The following is a 19,458-nucleotide window of genomic DNA, read 5'->3' on the forward strand; positions in this document are numbered from 1 at the left end:
CCAGCCCCCGCCGGCGCCGCCAGCGCCCCCGCGGCCCAGCCCAGCCCCCGCCGGTCCTCCCGCACCGCCCCCGCCGCGCAGACCACTCCGCCCAGCGCGAGCACCAGGGCCAGCACCGGCGCGTCCCCCGCCGCCAGAGCCGCCCCCAGGGCCCCGGCCCCCGCCGCGGCCGCCTCCGCCGGGACGCGCACCGGCCCCAGCCGGGGCCCCAGGGCCACCGCCGCCGCCGGGACCGCCAGCACCGCCACCCCCTGCCAGGACACCGCCAGGCCGCCCTGCGCGCCCAGCGCCACCACCGTCGCCGCCGCGTACCCGACGGCCGCGACCGCGCAGGGACCCCGCAGGGCCGCCCGGGCGCCCCCGTACGCCGCTCCCAGCGCGGCCCCGGCGCCCAGCACCCCGAACACCCCGAAGGTGGCCACACGGCCGTCCAGGGCCGCCAGGGACACCCCGAAGGCCCCGACGGCCGCGCACACCCCCGCGGGCCCCGCGACGGCCGCCCCGCCCGCCCGCAGCGCCACCACCCCGGCCCCCGCCGTCACCGCCACCTGCGCCACGAGCACCGCCGCCACCGGCAGCCCCACCGCCACCGGCGCCACGAACACCCCGGCCCATCCGCACACCACCGCCACCGCCCGGGCCACCCGCTCCGGCGCGCCCCACCGGCGTCCCGGCTCGCCCGCACCGCCCGGGAGGGCGCGGGGGAGGAGGGCGAAGGCCGCGGCTGCCAGAAGCAGGGCCGCCGGGAGGCCCGGCGCGGGCGTTTCCGAAGGCGGGGTCGTCGGGGCCCACACCTCGCGCAGCACACCCAGGCGGGACACCAGCACCACCAGGACCGCCGGCAGACCCGCCAGGGCCGTCAGGGCGGCCACCCCCGCCCCCGCCAGGGCCAGCCCGCGCCGGACCGGCTCCGGGACCGCGTGCACCCGTACCGCCGCCACCAGCGCCAGCCCCGCCGCCACCCGCACCGCCACGGGCCACCACGCGGAACCCGACCCGGCCGGGACCAGCGCACCCACCGCCGACACCGCCGCCAGACCCCCCGCCACCGCGGCCGCCGAAGCCCGCGGCTCCCGCCAGGCCACCGCCACGCCCAGCAGGGCCCCCGCGGCCAGCAGCAGCGCCGGACCGGCCGCCCCGGGCTCCACCAGGGACATCACCAGCCCCGCCGCCGTCGCCGACCCGCCCAGCACCCCCGCGCACACCCACGCCGGCACCCGCACCGCCCGCCGGGCCACCGCCACCGCCAGGACGGCGTCCAGCGCGGCCGTCACCAGCAGCGCCCAGCCGCCGGCCGTCAGGTCCGCCCCCGCGGCGGCCGCCGCCAGCGGCAACGGCAGCTGCGCCGCCCCCACCGCGGCGAGCGGCGCCGCCCGCAGCCCGCACAGCAACGCCCCGTAGACCGCCCACAGCGCGGCCAGTGCCGCGGACGCCCAAGCCGAGTAGGCCGGGCCGTCGCTGCCGGGCAGGCCCACCGCGTGCAGCGCGTACGCGTCCAGCACCGTCAGCGCCAGCCCCACCCCCGCGACCGCCTCGGCCGTCGAACGCAGCCCCCGCCGCAGCAGCGCGACCGGCGCCGCCAGCGCCGCCGCCGTCACCGCGGCCAGCACCGCCGAGCGGCCCCCGATGCCGAGCGAACCCCAGCTGACCAGCGTGAAGGCCAGCGCGGCCACCGCCAGCAGCACCGCACCCAGCACCAGCAGCACGTTCTGCGCACTCCGCTTCGAGGCGGCAGGGGCGGCAGGCGCGAAGGGTGCGGCAGGCGCGAACGCGGGCGTCGCCGGCCCGAACTCGCCCGCCCGCGCCGCGCCCGACTGCCACAGCAGCCGCAACAGCCAGTCCCGGCGGGCCAGCAAGTACAGCCTCCGGGCGTCCAGTCGGGCCAGCTCATCGTCGATGAGCGCCAGCTCCCGGGCCGGCGGAAGGGGGGTGTCCATAGCCGGAGCGTGGCGCCCGTCACGCCGTCAGGACATCGGTGTGCGTACTCAGATCGCCCGTGAGTACCCCCGGCACCCCCTGCGTACCCGGCCCCGCCGCCACCCGTCCGGGGCGCTCTCGCCAGAAACCGCCCGTACGCCGGCGCACGACGCACCAGACTGGAGCCATGCCCCGCTGGACGCACTACCGCTTCCGCAGCGTGTGGGACCTCGACGCCCCGCCCGCCCTCGTCTACTCCCTCCTGGAGGACCCCGGGCGCTACCCCGGCTGGTGGCCACAGGTCCGCCGGGTCGCGCAGGCCGACCGGCAGTCCGGGAGCGCGGTGATCCGCTCCGTCCTCCCGTACGAGATCCACGTCACCCTCACCGGCCTGCTCCGCGACCCCGCCCGCGGTGTCCTGGAGGTGGCGCTCGGCGGGGACCTCGACGGCTGGGCGCGCTGGACCGTACGCCCGCGCGGCGGGCCCGGCGGCGGCCGCACCCGGGCCGTCTACCAGCAGGAGGTCGACGTACGGGCCCCGCTGCTGCGGCGGTTCGCGCTCGTCGGACGGCCCGTGCTGCGGCTCAACCACGCCCTGATGATGCGGGCCGGACGGCGCGGCCTCGCCGCCCGCCTGACCCCTCCGCCCGAAGCGGTTTGAACAGACCCCGGGGCTCTTGTATTGTTCAGTGCGTTCCCGGGCGATTAGCTCAGCGGGAGAGCACTTCGTTCACACCGAAGGGGTCACTGGTTCGATCCCAGTATCGCCCACCGGGACAGGCCGGTCCGTCGAAAGACGGACCGGCCTTCCGCATTCCGGGGCTCCTTTTCAGGCGGCCGCCGCCGGGACCTCCGGGCGCAGCGGCCAGTGCGGGTCCACCGACTCCGGAGTGCCCTGCCGCGCGAACCACGCCTGGAGCCCGCGCGCCTGCGCCGCGTGCCACACCGCCTGCAGCTGGTGCAGCTCCGCCGGCGTCAGCCGCTCCAGCCGGGCCGCGAACCGGCGCCCCACCGCCCGGACCAGCTCCAGCGAGGCCATCGCGTCCGCCGAGGCGTCGTGCGCCCCCTCCAGCTCTATCCCGTAGTGCGCGCACAGGTCCGTCAGCGTCCGGCGGCCCTTGCGGTAGCGGTCCAGGTGCTTGTCCAGCACCCGCGGGTCCAGCACCGTCAGCGGCCGGTCGTCCAGGTACCGGGCGAGCGTCGACGCCCGGTGCCGGCGCAACTCCCGGTCCAGCAGCGTCAGATCGAACGGCGCGTTCATCACCACCACCGGCCGGCCCGCCAGCTGCTGCTCGCCCAGCGCACGGGCTATCTCCTCCACCACCGGAGCCGGCCAGCGGCCGTTCCGCTGGAGGTGCTCATCGGTCAGGCCGTGCACTTCCGTGGCACCCGGGGGCACCGGGATGCCGGGATTGACCAGCCACCGTGTGGAGCGCACCCGGCCCCCCGCACACTCCTGCACGACGAGCGCGGCGGACACGATCCGGTCCTGCTCGACGTCCACCCCGGTGGTCTCCGTGTCGAAGGCGGCCAGCGGCCCCTCGTACCAGCGTGTCATGGCGAACTCCTCGTCCCCGATCGGCAGATGGGGCGCACCGGGCGCCACCGCCCCGGGACCTGCCGCCCCCGCCGATTCCGTGATACCCGGGCTCTTTGCCCCGTACGCCGTTTGCGCGCAGCCGGGTGCGGAGACAACTCCCCAGGGGGGTCGTGCACGTGACCGGCCGTCACCCCGCACCACCCACTACACCACCCGCACGGCAGAGCCCGGAAGGCATGGGGAGCCGGCCATGGCGCTCGCGCAGCCCGAACCGGGCGGGGTGCTGGACGCGGACACCGGAGCGAGAACCGGTCCGCTGCGCGGCACGCTCGCCACCACCGCCTGCATGGAGACCCTCCAGGTGGGCTACCTGCACGCCGTCGCGGCCGCCGCCGGCTGCTCGCTGTCCCAGCCGTTCCCGGACAACGGCATCGACTGGCACGTCAGCCACGGCGCGCCCGAGCACGTCGTCGACGACGAGGTCACCATCAAGGTGCAGTTGAAGGCGACCTACCAGGTACCGCCGCGGCCGGCCGGGCCCACCTTCGGCTTCACCCTCGACAACGAGCACCTGGTGAAGCTGGCCCGCACCCCGGTCGCCGTGCACAAGATCCTCGTCGTGATGCTCGTACCGCGGGAGCGGGAGCAATGGCTGAGCGCCGGGCACGACCGGCTCGACCTGCGGCACTGCTGCTACTGGACCAACCTCGCCGGGCACCCGGTGACCGGCCGGCGCCGGACCACCGTACGGATCCCGACCGCGCGGATCTTCGACGACCGGGCGCTGTGCGAGATCATGACCCGGGTCGGGTCGGGAGGGACACCCTGATGGACCGATACCCACCACGCCCGGAGCCGCGTCCGGCACCGCGCCCGCACGCGCGCCTCGACACGCGCCTCGACACGCGCCTGGAGCCGCTCCGGCTGCCGCCCGCCGGTCCCGCCGTACCGGGCGCACCCGATCCCGCCCAGGTCGACCCCGAGGTGCTCGGCGCGCTGCTGCGCCGGCACGGATGGCTGCGGCGCGGCGGCGCGGCGGGCCGCTACGGGCGCTGGACCCCGCCCGGCCACGGCGGCACCAGCCTGCTCGTCCCCGAGACCCGTACCTTCCCCGACTGCGCGGACCTGCTGGAGGAGGCGCTGACCGCGCTGTCGCGCAGCGCCCTGCCGTCGGCGCGGGAGGTGCTGTTCGGGCTGAGCGTGCCCAGCGACGAGGTCCGCTGGGAGCGCGAGATCCCCGAGGCGCCGTACGGGTTCCAGGGCGGGTCGGCCTGGACGGCGCAGGAGCGGCTGCGCTCGGCGGCCCGCAAGCTGCTGCTGGCCGGGGCCCTCGCCGAGCGGGCCCGCGCCGGGTACTACGGCGCCCGCCACCGGGCCCAGGCCGAACGGTCCCTGGACGGGGTCCTGGTGGGGCCCGGCCCGGACGGGCGCCGGCTCGCCGCGTACGTACCGGTGGACGGGGGGCGGGGGGTGGTGACGCGGCTGCACCACGCCCTGCACGCGGCCCGCGAGGCCGTGGACTACCAGCGGGCCACCGGTGGCATGGAGGCCTTCGACGCGGCGGTCGCGGCGGGGGTCAGCCGGGAGTTCGCCGACGCGCTGATCGCCCTCGTGCGGGGTTCGGAGGGGGCCCGGATCGCCCTGGCCTGGGCCCCGGCGGCCGGGGTCCCTGCCGGGTGTGCGGCGCGGCCCGAACCGGTGGAGTTCTCGCCCGGCGACCTTCCCGTGCTGCGCGAGGCCTCCGCCCGCTACACCCGGGCCGAGCCGGCCGTGGCCGTACGGCTCGCGGGGGCGGTGGTCCGGATGCGGAGGGCCGCGGCGGGCGGCGGGGGGACGGTCCGGCTGCGGGTGCTGGCCGGCGCGGAGGTCCCGTACGTACGGGCCGCGCTCGGGGAGGAGGCGTACCGGATCGCGGTCCACGCCCACCTCGCCGGTCTCCCGGTCCGCATCAGCGGCCGGCTGTCACGGCGGGGCGGCTTCCGCCGGCTGGCGGACGCCTCGGACGTGACGCCGGTACCGCTGGACGAGGTGGAGCGGGACCGGCTGATGAAGTCCCTGGACGAGGCCTTCGACCCGGAGGACGTGCTGCCGTCGGACGACTAGGGTCTGTCGTCAGCCCTCGGCCGGACCCGGGGCGGGCAGCCGGGGGTGGCCGCCCGCCGACCTTCGACAAGCAGGTCTACCGGCGCCGGAGCCTGGTGGAACGGTGCTTCAACCGCCTCAAGCGGTGCGGGCTTGTTCCACGTCGTGGAGGAACTCCGTCACCCGGGTGGTGAAGGGTGTCACGGGGATGCCGTGTGCGGCGCCCGGGACGATCTCGGTGCGGACGTCCGGGATCAGGTCTCGCGCACGGGTCTCGGCGCGGCGGGAGTCCATGACGCGGTCGGCGCCGCCGAGGAGAACGAGGGCGGGCGCGGCGATCGAGCGCAACTCCTCATCGGTCATGTGCTGTGGCTGCGGCAGCCGGATCCGGAAGCCGCGCATCGCCTCCAGTGACAGCCGCAACTCCGCCTCGGCCTGGTCCGGGGCCGCGCCCGTCTCGCCGAGGAGGTTGGCGAGCCAGCGGCGTTGGAGTTTCTCGGAGCCGCTCGCGAAGGCGGCGATGGCGCCCAGTACGAAGCCCGGCTTCAATGGGGCCAGGGCCCGGGGCGGGTCGTACACCGCGACCGAGGCGACTCGTCCCGGAACGCGTGCGGCGTGCTGGAGCGCGACGACGGCGCCGTACGAGTGCCCGATCAGGTGCACGCGTTCCAGGCCCAGCCCCGTGAGGGTCTCCTCCAGCCATGCGGCCGTATCGTCGGCGTCGCTGATCTCGCGGCTCTGCGTGCTGTAGCCGGGCGGGGGGAAGATCGCCGGGGGCGGAGCGCCCCGCCCTAGCGCGTGAGGCGGGGGAACCATTCGGGGTGCCGGGCGCGGAGGTCCGCCATCGCCGGGAGGAACGCGCGCACGGCCGTCAGGAGCGGGTGACCCTCGCCCTCCGTGACCTCCAGCCGGTGGTGCCCGAAGGCGTAGACCGTGGTGAAGGTCGGTACGTCCTCGCTGGACCCCGCCAGATCGGTGACGGTCACCACGCGCTCCACACGGGACGAGACGGACAGGGAGAGCTCCTGGAGCCGGACGTACGGGACCCTCAGGGCCCTCGGGGCGTCCACGACGTACAGGTGCGTGTCGCTGAAGGCGACGGCGCGGGCCAGGCTGTTCGCGGTGCGGCCGACCAGCCGCTCCTCTTCGGCCATGCCGTACCGCTTCCTCAGGGAGTTCGCGGCCCAGGTCAGGCGCGGTCCGCCGTCCCGTACGAGGGTGCACCCCTGCAGGAGCAGCACCAGGCGCAGCGCGTCCTCGAACGTGGCCGGCCGGTGGCGGTGCTCCTCGACATGGGCGTTCACCTCCGCGACGTCGAAGCCGTGGAACTTGCGCCGTGACTCGGTACGGAAGTACGGCGGGGCGGCCTGCGACCACCGCTCGGGGTCGGCCGCCGTCGCCCTGACCTCCGCCAGGCGCGCGTTGACCTCGTCCATCCGGTAGCCGCCGCCCTTGACGGTGGTGAAGTGGAGCTTCCCGTCGGCGGTCCGGGCCCGTGGGACCGCGGCGGCCACGGGGAGGGGCCCCGGGTCCGGGTCCGGGTCCGGGACGGGCTCCGGCGGGTGGTCGAGCCGGTTGCGTACGAAGGGGAAGGTGCCCGCGCCCGTCTTGCCGCAGTCCTGGGGCAGGTTGAGCCCCTCGGCCCACATGCGGCGGCGGACCTCCTCGTAGACCTCGCTCAGGCTCAGCACCGGCCCGGCGCCCGAGAGCCCCTTCCGCACGGTGTCCAGCAGGAACCCGGTGAACGCGCTGTACGTGGCCCCCGGCGGCGCCTTCGAGGTGCGGTCTTCGGGGGCCGAGGTCAGGGAGTAGATGCCCTGGAAGGCGGCCAGCTGGTCCGTCACCAGCCGGGACTCGGCGCCCATGAGGTCGGCGTGCGCCCTGCCGCTGTAGCAGGCGTCGAGGACGACGATCCTGACGCTCGCGGGGGACTGCTTGACGATGCCCGCCAGGTAGGAGAACGGCAGGCTGGTCCAGTCCTGACCGGGTTCGCTCTCCGTGAGGCTGAGGTGGAGGGCGCCGCCGGCCGTGAGCAGCCCGTGCCCGCTGTAGTAGACCAGCAGGACGTCCTGCGCCTCCCGGGCGGCCGCTGCCACGGGCGCCATGATGTCCTGCGCCTTGCCGGGATCGTCCACGAGCCGTACGTCCCGCGCCGCGAAGCCGCCCAGCGCCCGGTCGGTGAGCACGTCCGCGAGGCCGCGGATGTTGCGCGCGGAGTGGGGGATCGCCTTGAGGTCCCGCGAGACGTACGACCCGGTGCCGACCAGAACGGCGCGTGACGACGCGTACGACGGGAAGGGGCCCGCGCTCACCGACCGTCCAGCTCGCGCACGATGCGGACGGCGACCTCGTCGGGGTCCTGGAGCCGGGAGGCGTCGATCTCCACCTCCTTCTCCCCGCTGCGCACGCGGATCCGCACCGGCCGGCGCCGGACACCGGCCCAGGTCCCCAGGGAGGCCGCCACGGCGGTCAGCACCCCCTGTGGTTCCAGCAGCAGCTGGAGGGCCTCCGCCACGGGGCCCATGTCCCCGTCCTCGGCCGGGGCGGCCTGGGCGGTGATGGTGACCCGGGCGAGGTCCCGGTCCTGGCGCAGCCACTGTTCCAGCCGGCGCAGCTCGTCGCCCGCGCCGTCGCCGATCAAGCCCACCCGCACGATCATGGAGTACCCCCGGAAGTCACAACTCGCAGGCCGCACATGCTAGTCAGGCGTGGCGGCCGCCGCCGGTGATTCGGCGATGAGGGGGCGCCCGCGGCTGAACGAGGCCATGCGCAGGCCGGGGACGGGGGAGAAGTCGGCGCCCCGGACGAAGCCCAGGCGTTCGTACAGGGTCACCGCCGGGGTGTTGGCGGCGCCCGTGGTGACCTCCACCGGGCGGCCGGGGAAGAGCTCCTCCAGGGCGTGCCGCAGCAGCAGCGAGGCGACGCCCCGGCGGAACCGGGCCGGGTCCACGCAGAGCCGGTCCAGGCGGAGCGGACCGTCCCCGCCCGGCTCCTCCCAGGCCAGGAACCCGGCGATCTCCCCGTCGGGCCCCACCGCGCCGAGCCAGCGCAGCTCCCGCGCCCGCATCTCGGCCAGGCTCTCGCCCAGCGCCGGGATCCCGTCGAAGCCGATCAGCTCCGCCTCCACCGCGTACGCGGCCCGCCCGATCCGGTGCACGGCGACGGCGGTCGCCTCGTCGGCGAGGTCCAGCGGACGGACGTACGGGCTCGGCATGGGAGAGGTGTCCCTTCGGGGCGGGGCGGGGCGGGGCGGGCACGGAGCGGCCACGCTACCCGCGCCGCCGGGCGGGCCGCCGCGTATTTCGCCCGGCCCCGCCCGCCGGCGGCGCGGCGTCCGGAACAACCGTTTAGCGGCGCGGCCACTCCGCTCGGTACGATTCACATGCGCCGGAACCACCGGCGCGTTCCCCGCCCGGCTGCCGTCGGGAGGGCGCCCAGAGTTCAGGAGAAACCGGTGTCAGACGTCCGTGTGATCATCCAACGCGATTCCGAGCGGGACGAGCGCGTGGTGACCACGGGCACTACGGCTGCCGAGCTGTTCGCCGGTGAGCGCACCGTCGTCGCCGCGCGCGTCGCGGGCGAGCTGAAGGACCTCTCGTACGAGGTCCGGGACGGCGAGACCGTCGAGCCGGTGGAGATCTCCTCCGAGGACGGCCTGAACATCCTGCGCCACTCCACCGCGCACGTCATGGCCCAGGCCGTGCAGGAGCTCTTCCCCGAGGCCAAGCTGGGCATCGGCCCGCCGGTCCGCGACGGCTTCTACTACGACTTCGACGTGGCCAAGCCCTTCACTCCCGATGATCTGAAGACCATCGAGAAGAAGATGCAGGAGATCCAGAAGCGCGGGCAGCGGTTCGCCCGCCGCGTGGTCTCCGACGAGGCGGCCCGCGAGGAGCTCGCGGACGAGCCCTACAAGCTGGAGCTCATCGGCATCAAGGGCTCCGCGTCCTCCGACGACGGCGCGGACGTCGAGGTGGGCGGCGGCGAGCTGACCATCTACGACAACCTGGACGCCAAGACCGGCGAGCTGTGCTGGAAGGACCTCTGCCGCGGTCCCCACCTGCCCACCACCCGCAACATCCCGGCGTTCAAGCTGATGCGCAACGCTGCCGCCTACTGGCGCGGCAGCGAGAAGAACCCGATGCTCCAGCGCATCTACGGCACCGCGTGGCCGTCGAAGGAGGAGCTGAAGGCCCACCTCGACTTCCTCGCCGAGGCCGAGAAGCGCGACCACCGCAAGCTCGGCAACGAGCTCGACCTCTTCTCCGTCCCGGACGAGATCGGCTCCGGCCTCGCCGTCTTCCACCCGCGCGGCGGCATCATCCGCCGGACCATGGAGGACTACTCGCGCCGCCGGCACGAGGAGGAGGGCTACGAGTTCGTCTACTCCCCGCACGCCACCAAGGGCGCCCTCTTCGAGAAGAGCGGCCACCTCGACTGGTACGCGGAGGGCATGTACCCCCCCATGCAGCTCGACGGTGGTACCGACTACTACCTCAAGCCCATGAACTGCCCGATGCACAACCTGATCTTCGACGCGCGCGGGCGCTCCTACCGTGAGCTGCCGCTGCGCCTGTTCGAGTTCGGCACCGTGTACCGGTACGAGAAGTCCGGCGTGGTCCACGGCCTGACCCGGGCCCGCGGCTTCACCCAGGACGACGCGCACATCTACTGCACCCGTGAGCAGATGGCCGAGGAGCTCGACCGCACCCTCACCTTCGTGCTGAACCTGCTGCGCGACTACGGTCTGACCGACTTCTACCTGGAGCTGTCCACCAAGGACCCGGAGAAGTTCGTCGGCTCGGACGAGGTCTGGGAGGAGGCCACCGCGGTCCTCCAGCAGGTCGCCGAGAAGCAGGGCCTGCCGCTGACCCCCGACCCGGGCGGCGCGGCCTTCTACGGCCCGAAGATCTCCGTGCAGGCGCGCGACGCCATCGGCCGTACCTGGCAGATGTCGACCGTCCAGCTCGACTTCAACCTGCCGGAGCGCTTCGACCTGGAGTACACCGCGGCCGACGGTTCCCGCCAGCGCCCGGTCATGATCCACCGTGCGCTGTTCGGCTCGATCGAGCGGTTCTTCGCGGTGCTGCTGGAGCACTACGCGGGCGCCATGCCGCCGTGGCTGGCCCCGGTCCAGGCGGTCGGCATCCCGATCGGCGACGCGCACGTGGAGTACCTGCAGGAGTTCGCCGCCGAGGCGAAGAAGCAGGGGCTGCGGGTGGAGGTGGACGCGTCCTCCGACCGGATGCAGAAGAAGATCCGCAACCACCAGAAGCTCAAGGTCCCCTTCATGATCATCGTCGGTGACGAGGACATGGCTGCGGGCACTGTCTCCTTCCGCTACCGCGACGGTTCGCAGGAGAACGGCATCCCGAAGGACGAGGCGCTGGCGAAGCTGGCCAAGGTCGTCGCGGACCGCGTCCAGGTCTGACCCGTCCAGGCCTGACCCGGGCACGAGGGCCCCCGGAGGAGCGATCACCTGGTGATCACTTTCCGGGGGCCTTCCTCGTTCCTCCGGACGAGGTCATATGCTGCGTCCTATGACGATTGAGCCGGAGCAGCAGATCGGTGTGGGCACGCAGGACGCGTTCCAGCGTCTGTGGACGCCCCACCGGATGGCCTACATCCAGGGCGAGAACAAGCCGACCGGCCCGGAGGCCGGGGACGGCTGCCCCTTCTGCGGGATTCCGGAGATGTCCGACCAGGACGGCCTGGTCGTGGCGCGCGGCCGGCACGTCTACGCCGTGCTCAACCTCTACCCGTACAACGGCGGCCATCTGATGGTCGTCCCGTACCGGCACGTCGCCGATTACACCGAGCTCGACGGCCTGGAGACGGCCGAGCTGGCCGACCTGACGAAGCGGGCCATGGTCGCGCTGCGCAAGGCGTCCGGGGCGCACGGCTTCAACATCGGCATGAACCAGGGCGCCGCCGCCGGCGCCGGTATCGCCGCGCACCTGCACCAGCACATCGTGCCGCGCTGGGGCGGGGACACGAACTTCATGCCGGTCGTCGGGCACACCAAGGTGCTGCCGCAACTCCTCGCGGACACCCGCCAGATGCTCTCCGACGCCTGGCCGAGCGACTAGTCCTCCCGGCGGGGGCCCGAGCAGGGCCCCCGGGGCGTTCCGGGTTCCTCCAGCCTGCCTAAGCGTCGTACACGTCCGCCTTGCGCGGGGCCGGCTCCTGGATCAGGCCGTTCATGATCGAGGAGCGGTTGGTGAAGGCCGACGTGTCCACGCCGTTCTCGTCCAGCACCCTGAAGGCCGCCGTGTGCACCGCCCGCAGCACCGGGGCCACCGTGCGCAGGGCGTCGTCCGCCATGAAGCGGTGGCGCCACATGGAGCCCGCCCAGACGTGCCGCAGCCCGAAGGGCTCGGGCAGGACCAGCTTGCCGCCGAGGTAGTCCAGCAGCGGCGGGTACCAGGTCAGAGGGGCGCGCACGGCGAGCCGTACGACCTCGCTCGCGTCGACCAGCGGCAGCGGGCGCTCCACCGTCTCCCAGAACCGGATGGACTTGGGGACCTCGACCACCGGGGGCTTGGACTTGGTGGTGAACAGGCCGTGCACGGGGCCGAGGGCGTGCGCGGTGACGTCCACGCGCAGGGTCTTGTAGAGCACGGTGACGGTGACCAGCATCGTGATGACGAGCTGGCCGTCCCACAGCGGCCACTGGACGCCCAGGTAGTGCCGGTTGCCGGCGCTGAACTGCTGCTCGTTGCAGATGCGGGTGATCTCGTGCGGCTTGACCAGGAAGGTGTCCACGTCCTCGCCGCCCGGCCGGGCCACCTCGGTGGCGCCCTCGCCGACGGGGGTGACGATCCAGTGCTGGATCGAGGCGGGCGGGAAGCCGCCGGTGTGCAGGGGGCCGCGCTCCAGCTTGCGCAGCTGGGTGTCGATGGCGCGTATGACGTCCCAGCTGCGGAACGGGTGGATGTCGTGGCCCTCGGTCTTCGGGGTGAGCTCCTCGGCCATCTGCCAGCTGCCCCAGCGGGTGCCCATGCCGAGGATGCCCTTGGGGCCGGCGTAGAAGACGGAGTTGCTGCGGTCCTCGGCGGTGAGCTTCGCCAGCTGGTGGCGCAGGTCCTCGCGGGCCTTCTCGTCGGGGTTGCCGGGGACCGCCTCCGGGATCTTGGCGGCGACCAGGCCACCGCCGCCGAGCAGCCCGTCCCAGCGCGAGCGCAGGTCGGCCGCGGTCCGCTCGCAGGTCCGGCGGGCCCCGTACCAGCCCAGGACGGGGGCGACGACGGCGCCGAGCAGGTAGAGCTCCAGCAGCCCGCTGCCCGGCTGGCGGTAGGCCACCCGGTAGAGCAGGACGGCGGCCACGAGGGCGACGCCGACCAGCAGGGCGGTGCCGATCCAGGTGTTCTTCTTGCCCTCGCCCTTGGCCAGGGTCTTGCGCAGCTGGAAGAGGCCCAGCCACATCAGCAGGCCGGGCAGGAAGACCACCCCGCACACCAGCATGATCAGGCGCAGTCTGCGGTCGCGCTCCTTGCGGATGCGGGAGGCGGCCAGGCAGTGCTCCACGACGGTCTGCGGGTCGGCGCCGAAGGACTGGATGAGCGGCTTGCGGCCCGCGCCGAGGGTGCGGGCCTCGACGGCGCGGCAGAAGGCCTCGCCGAGGTTGGGTTCGAAGAGGGAGATCTTCGGGTCCTTGACCGAGGCCGGGTGGTTCTCGCTGTTGGCCCCGAGTATGTCCTTCAGCTTGGTGTCCTTGCCGCCGTCGCGGTACGCGGCGGAGGCCAGCGCGTTCGTCGCCGCGGTCTGGCCGCCGCCCCCCTGCAGAGGAATCTGTGCCCCGGGCCTGAAGTCGAAACCGTCGTCCGCCACCGCTGCCCCCATCGCCGTGCCACTGTGCTCTTTGCCGGTCGTGCTCGTCGTGCTCGTCGCGTTCACCGGCTCGTCGTACGGTCTTGCCGTCGTGCGCGCCGTCCCGCCGGTTGCGCTCCGTCGTGGTCCGTTGTGCTCTGCGTCGCGCCCGAAGAGCCTAACGGGGTACTCCGCCCCATGGTCATGGGACAGGGAAATACCGCCCACCGCAAGCGGGTTGGGTGGGCGGTGGCCGGAGCGCCGGGTGGGCGCTATGTCAACGGGCTTCCCTTCTCTGCCTGTTCGCGAACCTTGTCCGCCAACTGCGGGGGCATCGGCTCGTGCCGGGCGTAGCCGCGGCCGAACCGGCCCGTGCCGTGGGACACGGAGCGCAGGTCCACGGCGTAGCGGCCGATCTCGATCTCGGGGACCTCGGCGCGCACCCTGGTCCGGCCGGATTCGGCCTGCTCGGTGCCGACGACGCGGCCGCGCCGGCCCGCCAGGTCGCTCATGACCGGGCCGACGTACTCGTCGGGGACGACGACGTCGAGTTCGGCGACGGGCTCCAGCAGGTGGATCGGGGTCTGCGCGGCGGCCTCGCGCAGGGCGAGGGCGCCCGCCGTCTGGAAGGCGGCGTCGGAGGAGTCCACCGAGTGCGCCTTGCCGTCGAGCAGGGTGATCCGTACGTCGACCAGCGGGTAGCCGGCCGCGACGCCGCGGGCGGCCTGGGCCCGTACGCCCTTCTCCACGGAGGGGATGAACTGGCGGGGCACGGCGCCGCCGACCACCTTGTCGACGAACTCGATGCCGCTGCCGGGCGGGAGCGGTTCCACTTCGATCTCGCAGATGGCGAACTGGCCGTGCCCGCCGGACTGTTTGACGTGCCGTCCGCGCCCGGCCGCCTTGGCGCCGAAGGTCTCGCGCAGGCTGACCTTGTGCGGCACGGGGTCGACCTGGACCCCGTAGCGGGTGCGCAGCCGTTCGAGCGCGACGTCCTGGTGGGCCTCGCCGAGGGACCACAGGACGAGCTGGTGGGTGTGGGGGTTCTGCTCCAGACGCATCGTCGGGTCCTCGGCGACGAGCCGGGCCAGGCCCTGGGAGAGCTTGTCCTCGTCGGCCTTGCTGTGGGCCTCGATGGCGAGGGGGAGGAGCGGTTCGGGCATCGCCCAGGGCTCCATCAGCAGGGGGGCCTCCTTGGCGGAGAGGGTGTCGCCGGTCTCGGCGCGGGTGAGTTTGGCCACGCAGGCGAGGTCGCCGGCGATGCAGGTGCCGAGGGTGCGCTGCTGTTTGCCGAAGGGGGAGGTGAGGGCGCCGATGCGTTCGTCGACGTCGTGGTCCTCGTGCCCGCGGTCCTCCAGCCCGTGTCCCGAGACGTGGACGGTCTCCTCGGGGCGCAGGGTGCCCGAGAAGACGCGGACGAGGGAGACGCGGCCGACGTAGGGGTCGGAGGAGGTCTTGACGACCTCGGCGACGAGCGGTCCGGCGGGGTCGCAGGTGACGTCCGGGCGCGGGCTGCCATCGGGGGCGGTGACCGCGAGGGGGGCGCGTTCGGCGGGGGTGGGGAAGCCGCCGGTGATCAGTTCGAGGAGTTCCACCGTGCCCAGGCCCTGGCGGGCGCCGTCGGTGGCGGGGGCGGCCATCAGGACGGGGTGGAAGGTGCCGCGGGCGACGGCCCGCTCCAGGTCGTCGACCAGGGTCTTGATGTCGATGTCCTCGCCGCCGAGGTAGCGGTCCATGAGGGTCTCGTCCTCGCTCTCGGCGATGATCCCCTCGATGAGGCGGGAGCGGGCGCCGTCGATGAGGGCGAGTTCCTCGGGGTCCGGGTCGCGTTCGGCGCGTTCGCCGGAGGTGTAGTCGTAGACGCGCCGGGAGAGCAGGCCGAGCAGGCCGTGGACGGGGCGGTGGCCGTCGGGGCCGGGGGTTCCGTGCAGGGGCAGGTAGAGGGGGATGACGGCGTCCGGGTCGTCGGCGCCGAAGATCTCTCCGCACACGGAGGCCATCTGCGAGTAATCGGAGCGGGCTGCCTCCAAATGGGTGACGACGATGGCGCGCGGCATGCCGACGGCCTCGCATTCGTCCCACACCATCCGGGTCGCCCCGTCGATCCCGTCGGAGGCCGAGACGACGAAGAGGGCCGCGTCCGCGGCGCGCAGACCGGCCCGCAGTTCCCCGACGAAGTCGGCGTATCCGGGGGTGTCCAGGATGTTGATCTTGATTCCGGCCCATTCGACGGGGACCAGGGAGAGCTGGATGGAGCGCTGGCGGCGCTGCTCGATCTCGTCGTAGTCCGAGACCGTGCCCCCGTCCTCGACCCGTCCGGCGCGGTTCACGGCCCCTGAGGTCAGGGCCAGGGCTTCGACCAGGGTGGTCTTGCCGGCGCCGCTGTGGCCGACCAGCACGACGTTCCGTACGGAGTCGGGGCGGTCGGCCGTCAGTGCCCTGCCGGCGGCCCCGGCTTGGTGTGATGTGGGTCCCATGATGCTCGTGCCTCCCGGTGTCGCGGTGAAGGAGGGTGATCGGGGTCCTTCGAGCTTTGCACTGGCGTCACACTGCGTCCATACGTCGTACCGGTCACGGCCGGCGGTGTGAAGGAGCGCCGGCGCGGGGATGGCCGAAGGACTGCGCAGGGCGAACCGGAGGGTGCGCGGCGCCCCGGACCCGGGGCGCTGGCTACGATGGGCCAGCCGGTGGCCGTGGTGGCCGCGCGGCCCAGCGACCCTCTGGGAAGGCCATGCTGAACAAGTACGCGCGTGCGTTCTTCACGCGTGTTCTCACGCCGTTCGCCGCATTTCTCCTCCGTCGGGGGGTGAGCCCCGACGCGGTCACGCTGATCGGCACCGCAGGAGTGGTGGCCGGGGCGCTGGTCTTCTTCCCCCGGGGCGAGTTCTTCTGGGGCACGATCACCATCACCCTCTTCGTCTTCTCCGACCTGGTGGACGGGAACATGGCCCGCCAGGCCGGCGTCTCCAGCCGCTGGGGCGCGTTCCTCGACTCCACCCTCGACCGGGTGGCCGACGCGGCGATCTTCGGCGGCCTCGCGCTCTGGTACGCGGGCTCCGGCCACGACAACGTGCTGTGCGCGGTGGCGATCTTCTGCCTGGCCAGCGGCCAGGTCGTCTCGTACACCAAGGCCCGCGGCGAGGCGATCGGCCTGCCGGTGGCCGTCAACGGGCTCGTCGAGCGCGCCGAGCGCCTGGTGATCTCGCTGGTCGCGGCCGGCCTGTCCGGGCTGCAGACCTTCGGGGTCCCCTCGTGGATCGGGGTGCTGCTGCCGATCGCCCTGTGGGTGGTGGCGGCGGGCTCGCTCGTCACGCTGGTCCAGCGGGTGGTCACCGTACGCCGTGAGGCCGCCGAGGCCGACGCGGCGGCCGCCGAGGGCGGGGCCCTCTGATGGGGGCGGCCAGGGACAAGCTGGTCGACGGGCTCTACGGACTCGGCTGGGCGGGCGTCAAGAAGCTGCCCGAGCCCGCGGCGGCGGCCCTCGGCCGCAAGATCGCGGACGTGGCCTGGAAGCGGCGCGGCAAGAGCGTGCTGCGGCTGGAGTCCAACCTGGCCCGGGTGGTGCCGGACGCCGGCCCCGAGCGGCTGCGCGCGCTCTCGCAGGCGGGCATGCGCTCGTACATGCGCTACTGGATGGAGTCCTTCCGGCTGCCCGCCATGGATCCGCGGCGGTTCGGCACGGACGTCGCCATAGGGGACGAGCACATCCTGCGCGAGGCCCTCGCCTCCGGCCGCGGAGTGATCGTGGCCCTGCCGCACCTGGCCAACTGGGACCTGGCCGGGGCCTGGGTCACCGGCCACGTCGGCGTCCCCTTCACCACGGTCGCCGAGCGGCTCAAGCCCGAGTCCCTCTACGACCGTTTCGTGGCCTACCGGCAGAGCCTGGGCATGGAGGTCCTGCCGCACAGCGGCGGAGCCGCCTTCGGCACCCTTGCGCGCCGGCTGCGCTCCGGGGGGCTGATCTGCCTGGTCGCGGACCGGGACCTGTCCTCCTCCGGGGTCGAGGTGGACTTCTTCGGCGCCACCGCCCGGATGCCCGCCGGGCCCGCGCTGCTGGCGCAGCAGACCGGCGCGGCCCTGCTGCCGGTCACCCTGTACTACGGGGACGCCCCCAAGATGTACGGCCGCATCCACCCCGAGGTGGAGGTGCCCGGGGCCGGGACGCGGACCGAGAAGACCGCCGCCATGACCCAGGCGGTGGCCGACGCCTTCGCCTCGGGGATCGCCGAGCACCCGGAGGACTGGCACATGCTCCAGCGCTTGTGGCTCGACGACCTGGAGGAGCGCCCGTAGTGAAGATCGGCATCGTCTGCCCGTACTCGTGGGACGTCCCGGGCGGCGTCCAGTTCCACATCCGCGACCTGGCCGAACACCTGATCCGCCGCGGCCACGAGGTGTCGGTCCTTGCCCCCGCGGACGACGAGACCCCGCTGCCTCCCTACGTGGTCTCGGCCGGGCGGGCCGTGCCCGTGCCCTACAACGGCTCCGTCGCCCGGCTGAACTTCGGCTTCCTGTCGGCCGCCCGCGTACGGCGCTGGCTGCACGAGGGCGTCTTCGACGTCATCCACATCCACGAGCCGGCCTCCCCCTCCCTCGGGCTGCTGTCCTGCTGGGCGGCGCAGGGGCCGATCGTGGCCACCTTCCACACCTCCAACCCCCGCTCCCGGGCGATGATCGCGGCGTACCCGATCCTCCAGCCCGCGCTGGAGAAGATCAGCGCCCGCATCGCCGTCAGCGAGTACGCCCGGCGCACCCTGGTGGAACACCTCGGCGGGGACGCCGTGGTCATCCCCAACGGCGTCGACGTCGACTTCTTCGCCCGCGCCGAACCGAAGGCGGAGTGGGGCGGGCAGACCCTCGGCTTCATCGGCCGCATCGACGAGCCGCGCAAGGGCCTGCCCGTGCTCATGGCCGCCTTCCCCCGCATCGCCGCGCAGTGCCCGGACGTACGGCTGCTCGTGGCGGGACGCGGCGACGAGGAGGAGGCCGTCGCCTCGCTGCCCGCCGAGCTGCGCTCCCGGGTGGAGTTCCTCGGGATGGTCTCCGACGAGGACAAGGCCCGCCTGCTGCGCAGCGTCGACGTGTACGTCGCCCCCAACACCGGCGGCGAGAGCTTCGGGATCATCCTCGTCGAGGCCCTGTCCGCCGGGGCGGCCGTCCTCGCCTCCGACCTCGACGCCTTCGCCCAGGTGCTCGACCAGGGCGCGGCCGGCGAGCTGTTCGCCAACGAGGACGCCGACTCCCTGGCGGACGCGGCGATCGCCCTGCTGCGCGACCCGGCCCGGCGCGCGGAACTCAGCGCCCGCGGCTCGGCCCACGTACGCCGCTTCGACTGGTCCACGGTCGGCGCGGACATCCTGGCCGTCTACGAGACCGTCACCGACGGCGCGGCCGCGGTGGCCGCCGACGAACGCGTCCCGCTCCGCACCCGCCTGGGCTTCTCCCGGGAGGGTTAGGCCGTCTCCGACGGCCTGCGGGACGGGCGGGCGGCGCGCCGGAGCCGGTAGTGTCGCCGCCCGTGATCGAAAACCTTGTCTGGATCGCGGTGGCGCTCGGCGTCGTCGGGGTCTACCTCAGCTGGACCGCCGGGCGGCTGGACCGGCTGCACACCCGGATGGACGCCGCCCGGGCCGCCCTGGACGCGCAGCTCGTGCGGCGCGCCTCCGTCGTCCTGGAGGTCGCCACCTCCGGGGCGCTCGACCCCGCCTCCTCCCTCGTGCTGTACGAGGCCGCGCACGCCGCCCGGCAGGCCGAGGAGGAGCACCGCGAGGTCGCCGAGAGCGAGCTCAGCCAGGCGCTGCGCGCGGTCTTCGCCGACGCCGACCAGGTCGAGGTGCTCAAGGCCGCCCCGGGCGGAGTGGAGGCCGCCGAGGAGCTGGCCGCGGCGGTGCGCCGGGTACCGATGGCCCGGCGCTTCCTCAACGACGCCGTACGGGCCGCCCGCGCGCTGCGCCGCCACCGCAAGGTCCGCTGGTTCAGACTGGCCGGACACGCGCCGTTCCCGCTCGCCTTCGAGATGGACGACGAGCCGCCCGCCGACCTCGCGGACCGTCCCGTGTAGCCGCTTCGAGGCGGGACACTGGGCCGAACGGGGTCCACCAGGGCCGCGG

At 73.9% G+C, this 19,458-nt stretch carries 17 protein-coding genes and 1 tRNA gene; 10 read left to right on the forward strand and 8 right to left on the reverse strand.

Going from position 1 to position 19,458, the window contains the following annotated elements:
- The coding region (locus tag AB0F18_RS17180) for a hypothetical protein (RefSeq protein WP_362060883.1) at positions 1-1,937 on the reverse strand (1,937 nt) is incomplete at its 3' end.
- A gap of 167 nt (positions 1,938-2,104) precedes the next feature.
- Here AB0F18_RS17180 and AB0F18_RS17185 point away from each other — a divergent pair.
- Positions 2,105-2,578, forward strand: coding sequence for an SRPBCC family protein (locus AB0F18_RS17185; protein WP_362060886.1), 474 nt, complete (start codon positions 2,105-2,107; stop codon positions 2,576-2,578).
- A gap of 38 nt (positions 2,579-2,616) precedes the next feature.
- Positions 2,617-2,688 (forward strand) — tRNA-Val (locus tag AB0F18_RS17190).
- A gap of 58 nt (positions 2,689-2,746) precedes the next feature.
- On the opposite strand, the gene AB0F18_RS17195 is transcribed toward AB0F18_RS17190, so the two are convergent.
- Positions 2,747-3,475, reverse strand: a complete 729-nt coding sequence (locus AB0F18_RS17195) for a 3'-5' exonuclease (protein ID WP_362060889.1) — start codon at positions 3,473-3,475, stop codon at positions 2,747-2,749.
- A 232-nt stretch (positions 3,476-3,707) separates the two neighbouring features.
- On the opposite strand from AB0F18_RS17195, the gene AB0F18_RS17200 reads away from it, so the two are divergent.
- Entirely contained in the window at positions 3,708-4,286 is a 579-nt protein-coding gene (locus AB0F18_RS17200) for a DUF4365 domain-containing protein (protein WP_362060892.1), read from the forward strand.
- On the forward strand, positions 4,286-5,560 hold the full coding sequence (locus tag AB0F18_RS17205) for a hypothetical protein (protein WP_362060894.1): 1,275 nt from the start codon (positions 4,286-4,288) through the stop codon (positions 5,558-5,560). Before AB0F18_RS17200 ends, AB0F18_RS17205 begins: the two co-directional genes overlap by 1 nt.
- A gap of 117 nt (positions 5,561-5,677) precedes the next feature.
- On the opposite strand, the gene AB0F18_RS17210 is transcribed toward AB0F18_RS17205, so the two are convergent.
- Genes AB0F18_RS17210 through AB0F18_RS17225 form a run of 4 tightly spaced genes read right to left on the reverse strand, consistent with a single transcriptional unit; the run spans position 5,678 to position 8,753 of the window.
- Complete coding sequence (locus AB0F18_RS17210) at positions 5,678-6,355, reverse strand: alpha/beta fold hydrolase (protein ID WP_362060897.1); 678 nt, start codon at positions 6,353-6,355, stop codon at positions 5,678-5,680.
- On the reverse strand, positions 6,331-7,851 hold the full coding sequence (locus AB0F18_RS17215; protein WP_362060900.1) for a caspase family protein: 1,521 nt from the start codon (positions 7,849-7,851) through the stop codon (positions 6,331-6,333). The genes AB0F18_RS17210 and AB0F18_RS17215 overlap by 25 nt, the downstream gene beginning before the upstream one ends.
- A complete protein-coding gene (locus AB0F18_RS17220) occupies positions 7,848-8,198 on the reverse strand; it encodes a hypothetical protein (protein ID WP_362060903.1) in 351 nt (116 codons plus the stop codon). The genes AB0F18_RS17215 and AB0F18_RS17220 overlap by 4 nt, the downstream gene beginning before the upstream one ends.
- Before the next feature lie 39 nt (positions 8,199-8,237).
- Positions 8,238-8,753: a GNAT family N-acetyltransferase gene (locus AB0F18_RS17225; RefSeq protein ID WP_362060905.1), complete on the reverse strand. Its 516-nt coding sequence runs from the start codon at positions 8,751-8,753 to the stop codon at positions 8,238-8,240.
- A gap of 240 nt (positions 8,754-8,993) precedes the next feature.
- Here AB0F18_RS17225 and thrS point away from each other — a divergent pair, with 240 nt between their 5' ends.
- The gene (thrS, locus tag AB0F18_RS17230; RefSeq protein WP_362060908.1) at positions 8,994-10,970 is read left to right on the forward strand and encodes a threonine--tRNA ligase; all 1,977 of its coding nucleotides are present in this window, start codon (positions 8,994-8,996) and stop codon (positions 10,968-10,970) included.
- Positions 10,971-11,067: 97 nt separating this feature from the next.
- Positions 11,068-11,628 carry an HIT domain-containing protein gene (locus AB0F18_RS17235; protein ID WP_362060911.1) on the forward strand — a complete coding sequence of 187 codons (561 nt, stop codon included), beginning with the start codon at positions 11,068-11,070 and terminating at the stop codon, positions 11,626-11,628.
- A 58-nt stretch (positions 11,629-11,686) separates the two neighbouring features.
- Here AB0F18_RS17235 and AB0F18_RS17240 read toward each other — a convergent pair whose 3' ends face one another.
- Positions 11,687-13,369 (reverse strand): hypothetical protein, encoded by a 1,683-nt coding sequence (locus AB0F18_RS17240; protein WP_362061021.1) that lies wholly within the window; start codon positions 13,367-13,369, stop codon positions 11,687-11,689.
- Between the two features lie 251 nt (positions 13,370-13,620).
- A complete protein-coding gene (locus AB0F18_RS17245) occupies positions 13,621-15,825 on the reverse strand; it encodes an elongation factor G-like protein EF-G2 (RefSeq protein ID WP_362060914.1) in 2,205 nt (734 codons plus the stop codon).
- Between the two features lie 254 nt (positions 15,826-16,079).
- On the opposite strand from AB0F18_RS17245, the gene pgsA reads away from it, so the two are divergent.
- From pgsA to AB0F18_RS17265, 4 genes are all read left to right on the forward strand, one after another.
- Positions 16,080-16,739 carry a phosphatidylinositol phosphate synthase gene (gene pgsA / locus AB0F18_RS17250; RefSeq protein ID WP_362060917.1) on the forward strand — a complete coding sequence of 220 codons (660 nt, stop codon included), beginning with the start codon at positions 16,080-16,082 and terminating at the stop codon, positions 16,737-16,739.
- Positions 16,739-17,641 carry a phosphatidylinositol mannoside acyltransferase gene (locus AB0F18_RS17255; RefSeq protein ID WP_362060920.1) on the forward strand — a complete coding sequence of 301 codons (903 nt, stop codon included), beginning with the start codon at positions 16,739-16,741 and terminating at the stop codon, positions 17,639-17,641. The genes pgsA and AB0F18_RS17255 overlap by 1 nt, the downstream gene beginning before the upstream one ends.
- Entirely contained in the window at positions 17,641-18,804 is a 1,164-nt protein-coding gene (locus AB0F18_RS17260) for a glycosyltransferase family 4 protein (protein WP_362060922.1), read from the forward strand. Before AB0F18_RS17255 ends, AB0F18_RS17260 begins: the two co-directional genes overlap by 1 nt.
- 62 nt (positions 18,805-18,866) lie before the next feature.
- Entirely contained in the window at positions 18,867-19,409 is a 543-nt protein-coding gene (locus AB0F18_RS17265; RefSeq protein ID WP_362060925.1) for a hypothetical protein, read from the forward strand.
- The last annotated feature ends 49 nt before the right edge of the window (positions 19,410-19,458 follow it).

The sequence above is a fragment of the Streptomyces sp. NPDC029216 genome, assembly GCF_040648015.1.
Lineage (GTDB): Bacteria > Actinomycetota > Actinomycetes > Streptomycetales > Streptomycetaceae > Streptomyces.